Source organism: Nocardioides sp. (assembly GCF_036267815.1).
Taxonomy (GTDB): domain Bacteria; phylum Actinomycetota; class Actinomycetes; order Propionibacteriales; family Nocardioidaceae; genus Nocardioides.
On record NZ_DATAVI010000054.1, the window covers coordinates 19,510 to 37,721 of the forward strand.

Here is an 18,212-nt window from a genome sequence, read left to right on the forward strand (position 1 = left end):
GACGCGGATCCGATGTCGGGAGGCGCCGCCCGCGGAATAACCGCTGCTGTGCGAGAATTGCTCTTGTGAGACGCGTCTTCCCAGGCGCGCGTCCTCGACAGCGACGAAGGAGCCACGAGCATGACCGACCAGGTCACCGAGCGCCGTACCGACCAGATCAACCTGAGCCCGGTCGCGGCGGGCAAGGTGCAGAGCCTGCTCGAGCAGGAGGGGCGCGACGACCTCCAGCTGCGCATCTCGGTGCAACCGGGCGGGTGCAGCGGTCTTCGCTACCAGCTGTTCTTCGACGAGCGCAGCCTCGATGGTGACGTCGTGACCGACTTCGACGGCGTGGCCGTGGTCGTCGACCGGATGAGCGTGCCGTACCTGAACGGCGCGATGATCGACTTCGTCGACACGATCGAGAAGCAGGGCTTCACGATCGACAACCCCAACGCGACCGGCTCCTGCGCCTGCGGCGACTCGTTCCACTGAGGGGCGCCCTCGAAGCTGGCGCCCGGCGCCGACCGACGCCACCAAGCCCCGCGTCGTAGTAGACGACTCCGCGGGGCTTGGTGCCGTGCTGGCCTCAGAGGTAGACCTCGAGGACGGCGGCGAGCCGAGCGGCCGCCTCGCTGACCTCGATCTCGGGCTTGCCCACCTCGGCCGGGTAGTCGGCGTACCGCAGGCTCGGTGCTCCCTCCGCGGCGGCCTCGTCGACCAGGCTGAGAGCACGGCGGGCGACCGCGGCATCGGCCCGCATCGCGGCAGGCGTGTCGATCTCGGCATACGACGTCGCGGCGAGGGGGCGGGTCACCTGATCCACGCTAACGGCTACCCACGGGTACACCCACCCGTAGAGCCCGAGCGCGCCGCGGCCTCGCGCGATGTCGCCGAAACCTGACCCACACCCTAGGGTCCAGTGCGTGTCCTTGCTGATCTGCGGCTCGATCGCGACCGACCACCTGATGTCCTTCGGGGGGCGCTTCCGCGACTCCCTGGTGGTCGAGCAGCTCGACAAGCTGGCGGTGTCCTTCCTCGTCGACGACCTCGAGATCCGACGCGGCGGAGTGGCCCCCAACATGTGCTTCGGCCTGAGCCGCCTGGGCGTGCGGCCGGTGCTCGTCGGCGCCGCCGGCGAGGACTTCAACGACTACCGCAGCTGGCTGGACCGGCACGGCGTCGACTGCTCCTTCGTGCACGTCTCCGAGACCAGGCACACGGCTCGCTTCGTCTGCACGACCGACTCCTCGATGGCCCAGTTCGCGTCGTTCTACCCCGGGGCGATGAGCGAGGCCCGGCTGATCGAGCTCGCGCCCATCGTCGCCCGGGTGGGCGACCCGGAGTTCGTGCTGATCGCGGCCGACGACCCGGAGGGGATGCTGCGACACACCCGTGAGTGCCGTCAGCGCGGCTACCCCTTCATCGCCGACCCCAGCCAACAGCTCGCGTTCAGCGACGGCGAGCTGATCCGCGACCTCGTCGACGGCGCGGCCTACCTGTTCTCCAACGAGTACGAGTCGCACATGATCGAGGCCAAGACCGGGTGGTCCGCCGACGAGATCCTCCAGCGGGTCGGCACCCAGGTCACGACGCTGGGCGCGGACGGCGTGCGGATCATGTCCCGAGGCGCCGACGTGGTCGAGGTCAAGGCCGCGCCCGGCGTGGCGGCCGTGGAGCCGACCGGCGTCGGCGACGCGTTCCGGGCGGGCTTCCTGGCCGCGTTGCAGTGGGGCTTCGGGCACGAGCGAGCGGCCCAGGTGGGGTGCGTCCTCGCGGCGTACGTCGTGGAGACCGTCGGCACCCAGGAGTACTCCTTCAGCCACCCGCAGTTCGTCGAGCGGGTGCACTCTGCGTACGGCGAGCAGGCGGCGTCCGAGGTGGCCAGCCACCTGGTCTAGCGGTCCTCCGGACCCCCGCGACAGACACTCCGACTTACCGGCGACCCACCCGGCCGGGGCCCCTGGGGTTCGGATAGTGTGCGGGTGTCGGAGCACCAGCAGGTCACTGGAGGAGAAAGGCTCTTTCGTGGGTCGGCAAGTCCCCGCAGCCTCGGCCGCGACACCGCGACGCGCTGGTCGCCGCGGCCTCGTCCGACAGGCAGCAGTCCTCCTCGCCGGTGCCCTCCTTCTCGTCTGCCTGACCGGGTGCAGCGAGCACACGCGTCACGAGTGGCACAACTTCGCGATGCCCGACCCGGTCACCACCCAGGGACAGCACATCTTCCTGCTCTGGCGCTGGGCCTGGGTCGCGGCGCTGGCGACGGGCGGCGTGGTGTGGGGGCTCATCTTCTACGCCGCGTTCCGGTTCCGGCGGCGCAGCGACGACGAGGTGCCCGTCCAGACGCGCTACAACCTGCCGCTGGAGATCTTCTACACGATCGCCCCGATCATCATGGTCGTGGTGTTCTTCGTCCACACCGAGCGCACCCAGAACGCCATCAGGGCGAACATCCCCGACCCCCCCGTGACGGTCTACGTCGTGGGGCAGCAGTGGACCTGGACCTTCAACTACATGCCGGGCGGCGAGATCCACACGCCGGGCAACCAGGTGCTGTACAGCGTCGGCGAGGCGGGCAACCCGCCGACGCTGGTCCTGCCGGTCGGCGAGACCGTCGAGTTCAAGCTGCACTCGCCCGACGTGATCCACGACTTCGGCGTGCCAGGGTTCCTCGAGAAGGAGGACGTGATCCCCGGGCCGGCGATCGACGACAACCACTTCCAGGTCAAGCCGATCGTCACCGGCACGTTCAAGGGCAAGTGCTACGAGCTGTGCGGGGTCTACCACTCGCGGATGCTGTTCAACGTCAAGATCGTCACCGAAGCCGAGTTCCAGGCCTACCTCCAGCAGCTCCAGGCCCAGGGCAACGTCGCCGCCCAGCCCCTGCTCGGAGGCTCGCAGAGCCAGACGCAGGCCGGGCTCGGGAGCGGCTCTGAGGGAGGCTCCGAATGACCGCCACCACGCCGTCCACCGCGCCGACGGTGACCCGGCCGCGCCGTGAGCTGGGCGCCGCGATCATCAAGGTCATCACCACGACCGACCACAAGGTGATCGGCAAGCTCTACCTCGCGACGTCGTTCGCGTGGTTCCTCGTCGGTGGCGTGATGGCGCTGATGATGCGCTCGGAGCTGGCCAACCCCGGCATGCAGTTCGTCAACGACGAGGTCTACAACCAGCTGTTCACGATGCACGGCACGATCATGCTGCTGCTGTTCGCGACGCCGTTGTTCTTCGGCTTCGGCAACGCGCTGATGCCGTTGCAGATCGGCTCGCCCGACGTCGCGTTCCCCCGGCTCAACATGTTCAGCTACTGGCTGTTCCTCTTCGGCGGCCTGATCGCCGGATCCGGCTTCCTGACCCCGTCCGGAGCCGCGGACTTCGGCTGGTTCGCCTACACGCCGCTGTCGGACGCCGTCCGCTCGCCCAACGTCGGCGGTGACCTGTGGGTCATGGGCCTGTGGATGGCGGGTCTGGGCACCATCCTCGGCGCGGTCAACTTCATCACGACGATCATCTGCATGCGCGCGCCCGGGATGACGATGTTCCGGATGCCGATCTTCGTGTGGAACACGATGGTCACCAGCCTGCTGGTGCTGATCGCGTTCCCGGTGCTGGCCGGCGCGCTGCTCTCGCTCGAGGCCGATAGACGCTTAGGCGCACACGTCTTCGACACCTCTCATGGCGGACCGATCCTGTGGCAGCACCTGTTCTGGTTCTTCGGCCATCCCGAGGTCTACATCATCGCGCTGCCGTTCTTCGGCATCATCACCGAGATCCTGCCGGTCTTCAGCCGTAAGCCCGTGTTCGGCTACATCGGCCTGGTCGGGGCGACGCTGGGCATCGCCATCCTGTCGGTGGCGGTGTGGGCCCACCACATGTTCGTGACTGGCAAGGTCGACCTGCCGTTCTTCTCCGGCATGACCTTCTTAATCGCCGTACCCACGGGCGTGAAGTTCTTCAACTGGATAGGCACGATGTGGGGGGGATCCGTCTCGTTCGACACCCCCATGCTCTGGTCCATCGGGTTCTTGACGACGTTCCTCTTCGGCGGCCTGACGGGCGTCATCCTGGCCAGCCCGCCGCTGGACTTCCACGTGTCCGACTCCTACTTCGTGGTGGCCCACTTCCACTACGTCGTGTTCGGCACCGTGGTGTTCGCGATGTTCGCGGGCTTCTATTTCTGGTGGCCGAAGATGACCGGGCGAATGCTCGACGAGCGCCTGGGGAAGGTGCACTTCTGGATGCTGTTCATCGGCTTCCACACCACGTTCCTCGTCCAGCACTGGCTGGGCGTCGAGGGCATGCCCCGTCGCTACGCCGACTACCTGCCCTCGGACGGCTTCACCACGCTCAACCAGGTCTCGACCGTGGGCGCCTTCCTGCTCGGCGCCTCCACGATCCCGTTCCTCTACAACGTGTGGATCACCCGGCACGCGCCGCTGGTCGAGGTCGACGACCCCTGGGGCTGGGGTCGATCGCTGGAGTGGGCCACGAGCTGTCCACCGCCTCGACACAACTTCGACAGCATCCCGCGCATCCGCTCGGAGTCACCGGCGTTCGACCTGCACCACCCGGAGATCGCCGCCATCGAGATGGAGGACAACCACGCCATGGCGCACTCCGGCGGGTTCGCCGACGCTCCTGACGTCGAAGGCCGTGAGGAGCACCTCCGCGAACAGATGGGCGACGACTCGTGAAGGTCGAGGCCTGGATCTTCGGCATGGCCACCCTCTTCTTCGTGATCGTGAGCCCGGCGTACTGGCTGATCGCCGGTGACTGGACCGGCACCTCCGCGCTCGTGATGACCACGTTGCTGATGGCGATGGTGACCCTGTACCTCGGCTTCCACGCCGCGAAGATGGAGCCCCGGCCCGAGGATCGCAACGACGCCGAGATCGCCGACGGCGCTGGCGAGCTGGGCTTCTTCCCGCCGTACTCCTGGTGGCCGCTCTGGTGCGGCGCGGCCCTGGCGGTGATCGTGTACGGCGTCGCGCTCGGCGCCTGGTGGCTGATGATCATCGGCTTCGGGCTGGGTGCTCTCACGCTGTCGGGTTGGGTCTTCGAGTACTACCGCGGCGAGCACGCCCACTAGCGAGGCGTGAGACGCAGCAGGGCCGCTCCGGGTTGCGTGAGATTTCTCTGGGGCTGCCAATTCCGGGTCGGGGTGGGGTCCCGGGTTACCCTTGGCGCGAGCGTCTTTTGCCTTCTCAGGAGTCTGATGTCTATCACTCGCGCCCGCGTGCCGATGATTCTCGGTGCCCTCGTGGCAATCTCCATGACCGTCGCCGGCTGCGGCGCCGGGGGGTCGAAGTCTGACCACGGCTCCGGTGCGGTCAAGGACGTCCTGAACTCCTCCGCCAGCCCGCAGCCGAGCGCCAAGCCCTCGGTGCGCAGCAACGTCGCCAAGGGCGCCGCGGCGGTGCCGGTCGATCACCGGGTCCAGGTGACCGCACACAACGGCACCTTGACGTCGGTCGCTGTGAGCTCGGCGACCGGGAGCATCAGCGGTCAGCTCAGCAGCGACAAGCAGACGTGGGTCGCGGGCGGGCTGCTCGAGCCGGGTACGGCGTACACCGTGGTCAGCACGGCGACCGGCACCGACGGTCGCTCGGTGACCCGAACGACCCACTTCCAGACGCAGGCGCTGACCCTCGACCAGCAGACGTACCCCTCGTTCGCTCCGCTCCAGGGCCAGACCGTGGGCGTCGGCATGCCCGTCATCGTGAAGTTCGACGTGCCGGTCACCGACCACGCCGCGATCGAGAAGAACCTCCACGTCGTCTCCCAGCCCGCCCAGAAGGGCTCGTGGCACTGGATCAGCAACAACGAGGTGCACTGGCGGCCGGCGAAGTACTGGAAGCCCGGCACCAAGGTGACGGTGAACGCCGACATCAACGGCGTCCCGGCCGGCAACGGCATCTTCGGTCAGCTCGACCGGTCCGAGACCTTCCACATCGGCGCCTCGCACATCTACAAGGTCAACATCCAGACCGACCAGCTGCGTGTCTACGACAACGGCAGGCTGACGCGGACGATCCCGGTGACGACCGGGATGCCGGGCTTCACGACGCGGTCCGGCATCAAGGTGATCGTCGAGAAGGACCGCTACCACACGATGAACTCCGAGACGATCGGGATCGACCCCAACAGCGCGCTCGGCTACAACATCAAGAACGTCGAGTACGCCATGCGCCTGACCTACTCCGGTGAGTTCCTCCACGCCGCGCCGTGGTCGGTGGCCTCGCAGGGCCATGCGAACGTCTCGCACGGCTGCACGGGCATGAGCACGGCCAACGCGGGCTGGCTCTACGACCACTCCCAGATCGGTGACGTCGTGGACTACACCGGGTCGTCGAAGATGATGACCCTCAGCAACGGCTACGGCGACTGGAACGAGTCCTTCTCCGCCTACAAGCAAGGCTCCGCCCTCCACTGACGCCGAGTCGGCGCACAAGTACGTCGAACTCACGCCGACTCGGCGCATGAGTACGCCAAACTCACGCCGAGTCGTCCCATGACGACTCGGCGGGATGCGTTGTCCACAGGCTCGAGCTAGCTGGGTTGAGAGGGATGCCACAGCCGGCATCCACTTGGGGCCATGAACCCCACCGCCAGAGCCTTCTTGTCCGAGTCCGCGCCCGTGCCGATCGACCGGCCGTTCACCTCGAGCTGGGCCAAGGCCCACGGAGTCGACAGACGCCGACTCCGCGGCTGGGTCGAGGCGGGGCTGCTGATCTCGCCGGTGCACGGCGTCCTGTACGCCGCCCAGCTGCCCGACTCCCTAGACCTTCGACTCGCCTGTCTGAGGCTCGTCGTGCCCGAGCACGCGGTGGTCACCGATCGGACGGCCGCGTGGCTTCACGGCGCCCCCATGGTGCTCGAGCCGGGCGCGAACCTCCAGGTCCCGCGCGTCGACCTGTTCCTGCCGCCGGGAGGTCGCATCAGGCGTGGGGTCGTGCGCAGCGGCCAGCGCGAGCTCTTCGCCTCGGAGATCGAGGAGCTCGAAGGCATTCGAGTCACGACTCAGCTGCGCACGATGTGCGACCTGGGCATGAAGTTGCCCAGGAAGCAGGCGTTCGGGGCGATGTGCATGCTCTTGAAGGTCTGCGACGTCACCCTGGAGGACCTCAAGCACGAGGCGGCAGTGCGCTTCAAGGGGCACCGATGGGTCCGCCAGCTCCGGATCCTGATTCCGCTGTGCGACCCCAGGTTCGGCTCACCCGGCGAATGCGTCCTGGCGATCATCTGGATCGAGACCCCGGGCCTTCCGGCGTTCGAACCTCAGTGGGAGGTCCGCGGGCCCTTCGGGCACTACCGGCTCGATCTCGCGGTTCCCGACCTGCTCTACGCCGGGGAGTACCAGGGCGAGGAGTGGCACGGCGAGGACCGGGTCGAAGCCGACCGAGAACGGTGCGGGTGGCTGGAGCGGTCCGAGGGCTGGCAGATCGGCTACTTCTACGCCGTGGACGTGCATGGCGACGGCAAACGAGCGTCCGATCGGCTGTTGGTCGAGACAGCCGAGGCCCGACGTACCTATGCCAGCCGTCGCCGAGTCGTCATATGACGACTCGGTGTGTTTTCGGCGTCGTCTTGCGCCGAGTCGGCGTGTTTTCGACGTACTTGTGCGCCGAGTCGGCGGTGTTGTTCTAGTGCTGGCGGAGGGGGACGTCGTCGGCGTCGCGGAGGGCGTGGTCGTCGAACTCGTGCCCCGCCGCGGGGTGGTCGAGACCGGCCTCCAGCTCTTGGCTGTGCTCGGCGTGGTGCCGGGCCTCCTCGAGCTCCTCGGCGGTCGGCTTCTGGACGTTGTCGGCGTACATGCCCTTCGACAGCCTCGCCCGGATCCGGTCGGAGCGGGTGCCCGGCGCCGCGACGCCGTTCGCGTCGACCGCGGACTCGATCTCGTGCACGTGGTCACGCTCGCGGGCGGTCAGGGTGTAGGCGCGGGCGTCGCTGATGGGCAGGTGCCGCTCGCTGTAGCCGCCGTCGGGGGAGCGCATGATGATGCCGGTCTCGTAGCCGTGCAGCAGACGGTCGTTGTCGGCCCGCTGAAGGCCGATGCACCACCGACGGGTCAGGTAGAACACGATCGGCGGGACCACGAAGACCGCGGTCCGCATGAAGTACGTGATGGAGTTCAGGCTCCAGTGGAAGTGGGTGGCCAGGATGTCGTTGCCACCCGCCGCCCACAGCAGGCCGTACACCGTGACCATCGCGGCGAGGTACGACGTGCGCGTGGGTGCGTTGCGCGGTCGCTGGAGCAGGTGGTGCTCCCGCTTGTCGCCGGTGATCCACTGCTCGAAGAAGGGCCAGGCGATGATCATGCCGAACAACAGCATCGGGAGGATCTGACCGGGGATCATGACGTTCCAGGAGATCGTCACCCCCCAGATATGGGTCTCCCAGTTGGGCATGATGCGTAACAGACCCTCGGCGATGCCCATGTACCAGTCGGGCTGGGAGCCGGCGGTGACCTTGGACGGGTCGTAGGGGCCGTACTTCCAGATCGGGTTGATCGAGAGCAGCGCGCCCATCAGGGCGGTCACGCCGAAGACCATGAAGAAGAACCCGCCGGCCTTGGCCATGTAGACCGGCATCATCGGGTAGCCCACGACGTTCTGCTCGGTGCGGCCCGGCCCGGCCCACTGGGTGTGCTTGTGGAAGACCAGCAGCACCATGTGCGCCCCGATCAGGGCCAACAACAGCCCCGGGATCACCAGCACGTGCAGGATGTAGAGCCGGGGGATGACGATGTCTCCAGGGAACTCGCCCCCGAATAAGAAGAACGACATATAGGTGCCGACCACGGGTGTCGCCTTGATCAGGCCGTCGGCGATCCGCAGGCCGGTGCCCGAGAGCAGGTCGTCGGGCAGGGAGTACCCGGCGAAGCCCTCCAGGATGCCCAGCAGCAGCAGGACCGAGCCGATCACCCAGTTGAGCTCGCGCGGCTTGCGGAAGGCGCCGGTGACGAAGGTGCGCATCATGTGCACGAACATCGCGGCGATGAACAGCATCGCCGCCCAGTGGTGCATCTGCCGCATCAGCAGGCCGCCGCGGACGTCGAAGGAGATGTTGAGCGTCGAGGCGAACGCGTCCGACATCGGGACGCCGCGCAGCTGCGGGTAGGAGCCCTCGTACGTCGTCTCCGACATGCTGGGCGTGAACCACAGGGTCAAGAAGGTCCCGGTCAGCAGCAGCACGACGAAGGACCACAGCGCGATCTCCCCGAGCATGAACGACCAGTGGTCGGGGAAGACCTTGCGGGCGAAGTAGCGAGTCAGCGAGCCGACGCTGAGCCGGTCGTCGGCCCACTCGGCGACGGCACCGGCCTTGTTCGGCTTCTTGGCGGTCGCGGCCTTGCCGCGGTTGGTATCGGCGATCTTGCTGGTGTCCAGGGCCATGGTCAGCCTCGCTCCCAGAAACTCGGACCGACGGGTTGGGTGAAGTCACGCCGCGCGGCGAGGTAGCCCTCGTCGTCGACGGTCAGCTCCAGCTGGGGCAACGGCCGCGCCGCGGGGCCGAAGAGGACCTTCCCCGCATCGGCCAGGTCGAACGTCGACTGGTGGCAGGGGCAGAGCAGGTGATGGGTGGTTCGCTCGTTCAGCGAGATCGGACAGCCGACGTGGGTGCAGATCTTGGAGTAGCACACGATCCCGTCGACCGACCAGTTCAGCGTCTGCTGGGAGACGATGTCCTGCGGCAGCATGCGGTGCAGGATGACCGCCGCCTTCGCCTTGTCGACCAGCTGGTCGGTGCCGTCGACGACCAGCTGCTTGGTGTCGGGGTCGACCGCGAACAGCACCTCGGGCTCGGCGTTGACCAGGTCGCCGATCTCGAGGTCGGTCACCTTGATCGGCGTGCCGACGACGTCGCGGACGACGCGCTGGAGGCTGCGGTCCTGGGTCTTCCACCAGGCCTGCATCTCCGGGGTCCAGGTGCCGATGTCCCAGATGGTGTGGTCGAGCTTGTCACCGGGCAGCGGGCCGAGGTCGCGCAGCATGATGACCGGGAGCAGGCCGAGGACCCCGCCGGCGGCCAGCAGCGTGTTGCGGACGAGGGGACGGCGACCCAGCCCGGACTCCTCGAGCCCCGTCTGGAGGATCGCGATCGCGGCCTCCCGGTCGGCCTGCGAGGAGGAAGCCGGGTGGCGCATCTCCATGATCTCGTGGTCGCCCATCAGCTTGCGGGCCCACTGGATCATGCCGGCGCCCATGCCGAGCAGCGTCACCGCCAGGCACAGCCCCAGCGCGAGGTTGGAGGCGCCGAGGTTGCCGATCGTGTCGGGGTGGTCGCCGACGTGGAAGGCGATGTAGCTGACGATGAACCCGATCGCGCCGAGGATCGCCAGCATGAACAGCCCGGCGACCTGGCGCTCGGCCCGGCGCTCGGCCTTGGGGTCGACGTCGGTGGGTCGCCACTGGTGCTCGGGCAGCCCCGGGTCGGGGATCGGCTCGTGGGCGAGCGTCGCGTCGCCGCCGTGGGTGGTCTCGGGGAGGTTGTCGCTCACAGCTCCGCCTTCTGCTTCGACGTCCGTGCGGTGTGCGCCGCGATCCAGACTGCCACGCCGACCAGCGAGCCGATGCCGACCAGCCAGGCGAACAGGCCCTCGCTGACCGGGCCGATGTCACCCATGCCGAAGCCGCCGTACTCCGGGCTGTCCTTGAGCGAGTGGAGGTAGGCGATGATGTCGCGCTTCTCGTCGGGGCTGAGGTTGCCGTTGGAGAAGGTGTCCATGGCCTGCGGGCCGGTCAGCATGGCCTCGTAGACGTACTTGGCGGGGACGCCGGAGATCTTCGGCGCGTAGCCGCCGTGCGGCATCGCGCCGCCGGCGCCGTTGGCGTTGTGGCAGGCCGTGCAGTTGGTCAGGAAGATCTGGCCACCGCGGCTGATCGCCTCCTGGAGCTGCTCGGGGGTGAGACCGTCGGTGCTGTAGTCGGACGGGTTGGGGACCGCCGGACCCGGCCCGAGGGAGGCGACGAACGCCGCCATCGCGTCGATCTCGTCTTGGGTGTACGACGGCTCCTTGGCCTGGATCTGGGGCCCCGGCTGCACCGCGGGCATCCGCCCCGTGCCGACCTGGAAGTCGACGGCTGCGGCGCCGACGCCGACCAGCGGCGGCCCGATCTGGTTGCCGTCGAGGGTCTTGACGCCCTGGCCGTCGTTGCCGTGGCAGAACGAGCACCCGACCAGGAACAGCTGATGGCCCTGCTTGACCAGGGCGGCGGTGTTGTCGTCCTGGGCCGACGAGGACGGCGAGAACGCGGCGTACAGCCCGCCGGTGAGGACCAGGCCCATCAGGACCACGAGCAAACCGGCGACCGGTCCGCGGCGGTGCCGCGAGAGTCGTCCGAGAGAGCGGTTCAGGATTCGCACGATGGATCCCTTGCGGTCACTTGATGAGGTAGATGGTCGCGAACAGGCCGATCCACACGACGTCGACGAAGTGCCAGTAGTACGACACGACGATCGCGCTGACCGCCTGCTCGTGGGTGAACCGCTTGGCCATGAAGGTGCGGCCGAGCACGAACAGGAAGGCGACGAGCCCGCCGGTCACGTGGAGGGCGTGGAAGCCGGTGGTGAGGTAGAACATCGAGCCGTAGCCCGAGGCCGGGATCGTGATGCCCTCCTTGATCAGCGTGGCGTACTCGCTGGCCTGGCCCGACACGAAGACGGCGCCCATGCAGTAGGTGAGCACGAACCACTCGCGCAGGCCCCAGCCCTTGATCTGGAACACCGAGCCCGAGCGTCCGACCTGGCCGCGCTCGGCCGCGAACACGCCGAGCTGGCAGGTCAGCGAGGAGAGCACCAGGATCGTGGTGTTCGCCGAGGCGTAGGGGACGTCGAGGTGCGAGGTGCTCTGCGCCCACAGCTCCGGGCTGACCGCCCTGATCGTGAAGTACGACGCGAAGAGGGCCGCGAAGAACATCAGCTCGCTGGACAGCCAGATGATCGTGCCCACGCTCACCATGCTGGGGCGGTCGTGGTGTCCGTGCAGCCGGGAGGCCGGGATGGTCGTCGAAGCTGTCGCCACGGGGTCATTATGTCCCGGGGCTCCGGTCGCGGGCGACCGACCCCCCGACGACCGTGGACGGTACCCTGCTGCCCGTGAGCGACTCCCACGCAGACCAGCCGCAGCCCAAGCTGCGCGTGCTGGTCTACAGCGACGACGCCGAGGTCCGGCAGCAGGTGATCCTCGCCCTCGGACGCCGTCCCCACCCCGACCTTCCCGAGCTCTCCTACGTCGAGGTCGCCACCGAGCCGGTGGTCATCGAGAACATGGATGCCGGTGGCATCGACCTGGCGATCCTGGACGGCGAGGCCGTGCCGGCCGGGGGCATGGGCATCGCCAAGCAGCTCAAGGACGAGATCTACCGCTGCCCCCCCGTCCTGGTCCTCCTGGGCCGCCCGCAGGACGCCTGGCTGGCCACCTGGTCGAGAGCCGAGGCCGCGGTGCCGCACCCGATCGACCCCGTGCGGCTTGCCGAGGCCGTGACCGACCTGCTGCGTCCGCGCGTGCCCGCCAGCACGACGACCTGACCCGTGTCGACCACCTGGAGCGAGGTCCTCTCCGCTCTCGTCCAACGACAGGACCTCACCCCCGAGCAGACCCAGTGGGCGATGGGGGAGATCCTCTCCGGCGCGGCCACCTCGGCCCAGATCGCCGGCTTCGCCGTGGCCCTGCGCGCCAAGGGTGAGACGATCGACGAGGTCACGGGCCTGGTCGAGGCGATGTACGCCGTCGCGACGCCGCTGACGGTCCCCGGGCGCGCCCTCGACGTCGTGGGGACCGGTGGTGACCGGTCGATGAGCGTGAACATCTCCACGATGGCCGCCATCGTGGCCGCCGGCGCGGGAGCGCGCGTGGTCAAGCACGGCAACAGGTCCGCCTCGAGCCAGGCCGGCTCGGCCGACGTGCTCGAGGCGCTCGGCATCAGGCTCGACCTGCCCCCCGACCGGGTGGCGCTCCTGGCCGAGCAGGTCGGCATCACCTTCTGCTTCTCGGCGGCCTTCCACCCGGCGATGCGCCACGCGGGGGCGACCCGACGCGAGCTCGGCATCGGTACGACGTTCAACATCCTGGGTCCGCTGGCCAACCCGGTGAGGCCCACGGCGCAGGCGGTCGGCTGCGCCGACGCGCGGATGGCTCCGCTGATGGCGGGCGTGCTGGCGCGGCGAGGGGCCGACGCCTGGGTCTTCCGCGGCGACGACGGCCTCGACGAGCTGACGACGACGACGACCTCCCAGGTCTGGCAGGTCCACGACGGAATCGTCACCTCGGCGAAGGTCGAACCCGCTCTGCTCGACCTGCCGGTGGCGCGACCCGAGGACCTGCGTGGGGGGGACGTGCAGCACAACGCCGAGGTGGTCCGCCGGGTCCTGGAAGGTCAGACCGGTCCGGTGCGTGACGCCGTGCTGCTGAACGCGGCGGCTGCGCTGGCTGTCTACGAGCAGCCTGGGGTGCCTGCGGAGCAGGTGCTGCCGGCGGCGTATGCGCGTGCGGCTGAGGCTGTTGACTCGGGGGCGGCGGCTTCGGTTCTGGCGCGGTGGGTCGCGGGCTCCGCTTCGTAGGCGCTTCTTCCGGCGCCGGGGCACCTCGGAAGGCCCCCTTGGGCTGGGCTGGGCTGGGCTCGGCTCGGCTCGGCTCGGCTGGGCTGGGCTGGGCTCGGCTTGGCTGGGCAAGCTCGGCGGCGTGCGGTGGCGGTGGCAGGGCTTGGGAAGCGCCGATCAGTCCCGCCTGCTGCGCACGGCAATGCGCGCACGCCGGCTGCGTCGCAGCCGCTCGACGTGCGCCCAGCATGCCGTCGCGACCCCGCCTTGCCATCGCACACGCGTCGCGGCGCTCGCGACGGCGCCATTGATCGGCTCTGCCCTAGAAGTGGGGGGCGGTGGCGGGGGTGGGGGAGTGCCAGGTGTTGGGGGCGCGGAGCATCTCCAGGGTCGGTGATCGGTGCTCGACCTGCCATCCCTCCTGGGCGATGAGGTCCTGGGCCAGAGCCGACCATGGCCGGAGGACGGCAACGCGGGCGCCGGTGAGATGCAGGGCGTGCTGCCAGCCGGGCGCGAGCGTGATCAAGCCGTCGTTGCGGTCGAGCTCGGCGGTGGTGAAGGTGTCGCCGTAGCCGTGCATCACCAGGTCGAGCCGCGGGTAGCGCCACATCAGGTAGCCGCCGAGCGCCCAGTCGTCGAGCACCTTGGTGCCGGGCGGGAGGCTGCCCAGGGCGGGGCCGGTCCACGCGGGTTCGGCCAGCGGCTCCGACGCCGTGTGCGGGACCAGGAGGCCCAGCACGACCAGGGCCGCGGCGGCGGCGGCGAGGATGCCGCGCACCTCGCGCCCGGTTGCTCGGGGAGGCGGGGTCCCGCGAGTCACCAGCGCCTGGAGCGGGACGGCGGCGAGGGCGGCGAGCATGGCCGCGCCCAGCGGCACCGTCCGCACGGAGTACGCCCCGAAGACGCCGGCCAGGACGATCAGCAGGGTCTCGGTCCACGAGTTGTGTCCACGGCGCCACAGGCCGACCAGCGTCACGGCAAGCAGGACGGCGAAGCCGGCGGAGTCCCACGAGATCCAGTCAGGGGGCAGCCACTCGGCGAAGTACGACGTGCGCGAGCCCACCTGGGCCACAGCGCCGTACACCGCGGGGCCGACCGGGGTCAGCGCCGCCGCGACCGCGCAGGCTCCGGTCACTGCCGCCGCCCGCAGCACCACCGCTCGCGGTGCGCGGTCGAGGGCGAGCCCGACGGCGGACAGCGCGCCGACCATCAGGGCGACCGGCCACATCCCGTGCAGCATCGCCCACAGCCAGACCAGCGGCACCAGCCACCAGCGCATCCGGTGGTCGTCGAGGGTGCGGAGCCAGACCGCCACCACCACCGCCGCCGCGAGGTAGCTCACGACCTGCGGTCGCATCGACAGGCCGCTCTGCATCGCGTAGAGGGCGAGCGCGGTCAACGGCATCGCCACCAGCGGCTCGGCGCGAAGGCGGGCGCTGGCGTAGACGCCGAGGAAGAGCATCACCTCGAGCAGTCCGGACAGCCAGGCCACGCCGGCGAGGCCGAACCAGTCCTCGGTCTTGGCCATCACGACCTCGGAGAGCCACTGGGTCGGGACCCAGTCACTGGTCGCGAAGGTGCTGACGCTGCCCGGGTGTCGCAGCGACCACCGGTGCAGGAACTCGTGCCCGAAGCGCAGGTGGAAGTAGGTGTCGGTGTTGGTCAGCGGGTGCGCGGTGTTGACCAGGAGCGAGACCAGGGTGCCGACCAGCACCAGCCACGGGAAGACCCGGCGCAGGCGTGCGAGCAGGGCCCGACCTGCCTGCGGGGTCCGCGGCGCGTCAGCCTGCGGAGCGGAGCCGCTCGAGAGCGAGGTCGAAGACGATGTTGAGCGCGTTGACGTTCGACTGCCCTCGCCGCCGCGACTCATCCGCGTAGTCGATCACGACCGGCGCCTCGGTCCAAGTGAGCTCGTGCTTCGCGATCAGGCCGAGCAGCTGGCTGGCGTGAGCCATGTCGGAGAGGGTGAGGTCGATCTGGCGGACCGCGTGACGGTTGAGGACCCGGAGCCCGTTGTGGGTGTCGGTCACGTCGAGACGGGTGGTGGCGCGGGTGAAGGCGATGCCCGCGCGCAGCACCGCACGGCGTACGGCGGGAACGGCCGTGTCGGGGGTCAGGAAGCGCGAGCCGAGGACGACGTCGACCCCGGACTCGCGGGCCGTGGCCAGCAGCGCCAGCGCGTCCTCGACGCGGTGCTGACCGTCAGAGTCGAAGGTCACGACGTAGCGCATGTCCGGGTCGGTCAGCGCGAAGGCGAAGCCGGTCTGGAGGGCGGCGCCCTGGCCGAGGTTCGCCGGGTGACGGACGACGCTGGCTCCGGCGGCCCGGGCGAGCTCGGTGGTGCGGTCGCTGCTGCCGTCGTCGACCACGACCACCCGGCCGAACGCGACGCGAAGGCCGGACACGACGGTGGCGACCCGCGCCTCCTCGTTGAAGGCAGGCACGACGACCGTCACGTCGGCGTGAGAGACCTGCTGACCCGGCATGGCCGCAGACTAGGGCGGCCGGATGCCTCCTGTTCGCGGTTCGCGCGAAGTCTGACCGGACGGGTCAGCCGGCCTGGTCACAACCGGTGACGAAGTCGATGAGCTCCTCGACCCGGCCGAGCAGGGCGGGCTCGCAGTCGGCGTACGAGGACACCCGGGAGAGGATCTCGCGCCATGCTCGGGCGATGTCGGACCGGTCGGCGTGCGGCCAGCCGAGGGCGGCACACACCCCGTGCTTCCACTCGACGTCGCGGGGGACCTCGGGCCAGGTCCGCAGGCCGAGCCGCTCGGGCTTGACGCCGGCCCACACGTCGACGAACGGGTGACCGACGACCAGCACGTGCGCACCCAGGGGGGAGCCGCGGACGTCGTCGGCGATCCGGCTCTCCTTCGAGCCCGTGACGAGGTGGTCGACCAGGACGCCGACCCGGCGGTCCGGTCCGGGCGCGAAGTCGCGCAGGACGGCCACGAGGTCGTCGACGCCACCGAGGTACTCGACCACGACGCCCTCGACCCGTAGGTCGTCGCCCCACACCTTCTCCACCAGCTCGGCGTCGTGCCGGCCCTCCACGAAGATCCTGCTCTCGCGAGCGACCCGGGCCCTCCCGCCGGTGACGGCGACCGATCCCGACGCCGTGCGCCCGGACTTCGCCGGAGCAGTGCGGGTGACCGGTGCGGTGAGCACCACGGGGCGCCCCTCGAGCAGGAAGCCGGGGCCCAGCGGGAAGGTACGCCGGCGACCGCGGCGGTCTTCCAGGATCACGGTGTCGAGGTCGCGCTCGACCGTGACGATCACGCCGCAGAAGTCCGTGATGACCTCCTCGACCACCAGGCCGACGGTCGCCTCTGCCGCAGTGGCGCGGCCGCGCGCAGGAGCCTTCCAGTCGGAGGCGAGAACGTCCGAGCCGTAGCGGTCCGAGGGCACCGGGTCACGCTAGGTGGCGGTGCGAGCCGAGCCCGCGAGGCGCGCCGGGCTCAGTTCTCGCGGTCCTCGCCGTCGCCGCCCTCGGCGTGGGTGTCCTCGGAGCTGCGGGGCTCGACGTCGGCGACGACGTCGTCCGGGACGTCGTCGCCGACGGGCTCGGCGAGCGGGTTGTCCTCGCCCGGGCGCACGTCCTCGGGCAGCTCGTCGTCGGGGACGCTCATCGGGCCGTCGTCGTCCGGGCTCTGCTCGCTCATGGCTCCTGTCTAGAGCCAGACCGAGCGGTGCGCACCACCCCGACGGGTGGCCGGCCGCTCGACCCACTCAGGCCCACTCAGACCCACTCAGGCCAACTCAGGCAAGGGGCAGGGTGCGGATGCCGGCCGGCAGTGCGGCGTAGCCGCGCGTCACGGCCCTGCTCAGCGCGTCGCGGGGGAAGGGCCACTCGCCCTCGGCGAGAGCCCGCTCGACGGGTACGCCGGCCGCGGCGAGGTCGCGGATGGTCTGGGCGGTGATGGCGAGGTCCTGACGCTGCTGCTCCACGAAGTCGCGGTCGACCCGCGCCCCATGGCCCGGGACCACGACGGTCTCGCGGCCCATCAGGCTGAGGACGACGTCGAGCGTGCCCGGCCAGTCCAGGGGGTGGCAGTCATCGCCGAACCCGGGAGGTGCGCCCTCCTCGACCAGGTCGCCGGCGATCACGACATCGGCGTCCGCGACGCGGAGCACGGCGTCGCCCGCGGTGTGGCCGCGGCCGGGGTGGGCGAGCTCGACCTGCCGGTCGCCGAGGTCGAGCACGCGTACCGACGAGAACGTGTGGTCGGCGACCACGATCTCCGTCTCGACGACCTCGTCGCGGTGCGGGTCGTCGTCGTCTTGGGCGAAGAGCTCCTTGATGCGCTCGCCGGCCTCGACGGTGTGCTCGGCGGCCACCTCGTGCGCGTGGATCGGCACCGCGCCGTACGCCGCCCTGAAGGCCACGTTGCCGAAGGTGTGGTCGAAGTGCTCGTGGGTGTTGAACACCGCCGTGACCTCGCCGACGCCGAGCGCGCGCACGTCCTCGACGATCACCCGGGCGGCTCGCGCGGACGCCTGCGTGTCGACGACCAGCAGCCCCTGCGACCCGCCGACCAGGCAGACGTTCAGGTCGTACCACTCCTGGCGCGCGACCCAGACCCGGTCGGCCACCTCCTCGAAGCTGGTCATGGACCGACCCTACGGCCTCCCGGACCCGGGTAGGCTTGGCACTCCGGGACGGCGAGTGCCAGCCCGGTCGGGCC

General features: G+C 69.7%; 19 protein-coding genes. 9 read left to right on the forward strand and 10 right to left on the reverse strand.

Annotated elements, in window-relative coordinates:
- Positions 1-120: 120 nt before the first annotated feature.
- Positions 121-474: an iron-sulfur cluster assembly accessory protein gene (locus VHW64_RS11145; protein ID WP_329650625.1), complete on the forward strand. Its 354-nt coding sequence runs from the start codon at positions 121-123 to the stop codon at positions 472-474.
- 94 nt (positions 475-568) lie between these two features.
- On the opposite strand, the gene VHW64_RS11150 is transcribed toward VHW64_RS11145, so the two are convergent.
- On the reverse strand, positions 569-796 hold the full coding sequence (locus VHW64_RS11150) for a hypothetical protein (protein WP_329650626.1): 228 nt from the start codon (positions 794-796) through the stop codon (positions 569-571).
- A gap of 109 nt (positions 797-905) precedes the next feature.
- Between VHW64_RS11150 and VHW64_RS11155 the strand changes: the two genes are divergently transcribed.
- The 6 genes from VHW64_RS11155 (at position 906) to VHW64_RS11180 (ending at position 7,543) form a co-directional block, all read left to right on the forward strand.
- Positions 906-1,880, forward strand: a complete 975-nt coding sequence (locus VHW64_RS11155) for a carbohydrate kinase family protein (RefSeq protein ID WP_329650627.1) — start codon at positions 906-908, stop codon at positions 1,878-1,880.
- Between the two features lie 286 nt (positions 1,881-2,166).
- On the forward strand, positions 2,167-2,931 hold the full coding sequence (gene coxB, locus VHW64_RS11160) for a cytochrome c oxidase subunit II (protein ID WP_329650628.1): 765 nt from the start codon (positions 2,167-2,169) through the stop codon (positions 2,929-2,931).
- Complete coding sequence (gene ctaD, locus VHW64_RS11165; protein ID WP_329650629.1) at positions 2,928-4,676, forward strand: cytochrome c oxidase subunit I; 1,749 nt, start codon at positions 2,928-2,930, stop codon at positions 4,674-4,676. Before coxB ends, ctaD begins: the two co-directional genes overlap by 4 nt.
- Positions 4,673-5,071 carry a cytochrome c oxidase subunit 4 gene (locus VHW64_RS11170; protein ID WP_329650630.1) on the forward strand — a complete coding sequence of 133 codons (399 nt, stop codon included), beginning with the start codon at positions 4,673-4,675 and terminating at the stop codon, positions 5,069-5,071. The genes ctaD and VHW64_RS11170 overlap by 4 nt, the downstream gene beginning before the upstream one ends.
- Positions 5,072-5,197: 126 nt before the next feature.
- A complete protein-coding gene (locus VHW64_RS11175; RefSeq protein ID WP_329650631.1) occupies positions 5,198-6,415 on the forward strand; it encodes a L,D-transpeptidase in 1,218 nt (405 codons plus the stop codon).
- 162 nt (positions 6,416-6,577) lie between these two features.
- Positions 6,578-7,543, forward strand: coding sequence for a hypothetical protein (locus VHW64_RS11180; RefSeq protein WP_329650632.1), 966 nt, complete (start codon positions 6,578-6,580; stop codon positions 7,541-7,543).
- Between the two features lie 82 nt (positions 7,544-7,625).
- On the opposite strand, the gene VHW64_RS11185 is transcribed toward VHW64_RS11180, so the two are convergent.
- The 4 genes from VHW64_RS11185 to VHW64_RS11200 are packed head-to-tail and all read right to left on the reverse strand — an operon-like array spanning position 7,626 to position 11,971.
- Positions 7,626-9,377 (reverse strand): ubiquinol-cytochrome c reductase cytochrome b subunit, encoded by a 1,752-nt coding sequence (locus VHW64_RS11185; RefSeq protein ID WP_329650633.1) that lies wholly within the window; start codon positions 9,375-9,377, stop codon positions 7,626-7,628.
- 2 nt (positions 9,378-9,379) lie between these two features.
- Positions 9,380-10,483 carry a ubiquinol-cytochrome c reductase iron-sulfur subunit gene (locus VHW64_RS11190; RefSeq protein ID WP_329650634.1) on the reverse strand — a complete coding sequence of 368 codons (1,104 nt, stop codon included), beginning with the start codon at positions 10,481-10,483 and terminating at the stop codon, positions 9,380-9,382.
- A complete protein-coding gene (locus VHW64_RS11195; protein ID WP_349256878.1) occupies positions 10,480-11,349 on the reverse strand; it encodes a cytochrome c in 870 nt (289 codons plus the stop codon). Before VHW64_RS11195 ends, VHW64_RS11190 begins: the two co-directional genes overlap by 4 nt.
- Positions 11,350-11,365: 16 nt before the next feature.
- Positions 11,366-11,971, reverse strand: a complete 606-nt coding sequence (locus VHW64_RS11200; RefSeq protein WP_329650718.1) for a heme-copper oxidase subunit III — start codon at positions 11,969-11,971, stop codon at positions 11,366-11,368.
- Positions 11,972-12,081: 110 nt separating this feature from the next.
- Here VHW64_RS11200 and VHW64_RS11205 point away from each other — a divergent pair, with 110 nt between their 5' ends.
- Both VHW64_RS11205 and trpD read left to right on the forward strand, forming a co-directional pair.
- Positions 12,082-12,513 (forward strand): hypothetical protein, encoded by a 432-nt coding sequence (locus VHW64_RS11205; RefSeq protein WP_329650635.1) that lies wholly within the window; start codon positions 12,082-12,084, stop codon positions 12,511-12,513.
- A 3-nt stretch (positions 12,514-12,516) separates the two neighbouring features.
- On the forward strand, positions 12,517-13,545 hold the full coding sequence (gene trpD, locus VHW64_RS11210; RefSeq protein WP_329650636.1) for an anthranilate phosphoribosyltransferase: 1,029 nt from the start codon (positions 12,517-12,519) through the stop codon (positions 13,543-13,545).
- A gap of 301 nt (positions 13,546-13,846) precedes the next feature.
- Here trpD and VHW64_RS11215 read toward each other — a convergent pair whose 3' ends face one another.
- From VHW64_RS11215 to VHW64_RS11235, 5 genes are all read right to left on the reverse strand, one after another.
- On the reverse strand, positions 13,847-15,238 hold the full coding sequence (locus VHW64_RS11215; protein WP_329650637.1) for a hypothetical protein: 1,392 nt from the start codon (positions 15,236-15,238) through the stop codon (positions 13,847-13,849).
- A gap of 67 nt (positions 15,239-15,305) precedes the next feature.
- Positions 15,306-16,010: a glycosyltransferase family 2 protein gene (locus VHW64_RS11220; protein WP_329650638.1), complete on the reverse strand. Its 705-nt coding sequence runs from the start codon at positions 16,008-16,010 to the stop codon at positions 15,306-15,308.
- Between the two features lie 64 nt (positions 16,011-16,074).
- Positions 16,075-16,935, reverse strand: a complete 861-nt coding sequence (locus VHW64_RS11225) for a DUF3097 domain-containing protein (protein ID WP_329650639.1) — start codon at positions 16,933-16,935, stop codon at positions 16,075-16,077.
- 50 nt (positions 16,936-16,985) lie between these two features.
- Entirely contained in the window at positions 16,986-17,189 is a 204-nt protein-coding gene (locus VHW64_RS11230) for a hypothetical protein (RefSeq protein ID WP_329650640.1), read from the reverse strand.
- 97 nt (positions 17,190-17,286) lie between these two features.
- Positions 17,287-18,138, reverse strand: coding sequence for an MBL fold metallo-hydrolase (locus VHW64_RS11235; RefSeq protein ID WP_329650641.1), 852 nt, complete (start codon positions 18,136-18,138; stop codon positions 17,287-17,289).
- Positions 18,139-18,212 lie beyond the last annotated feature (74 nt).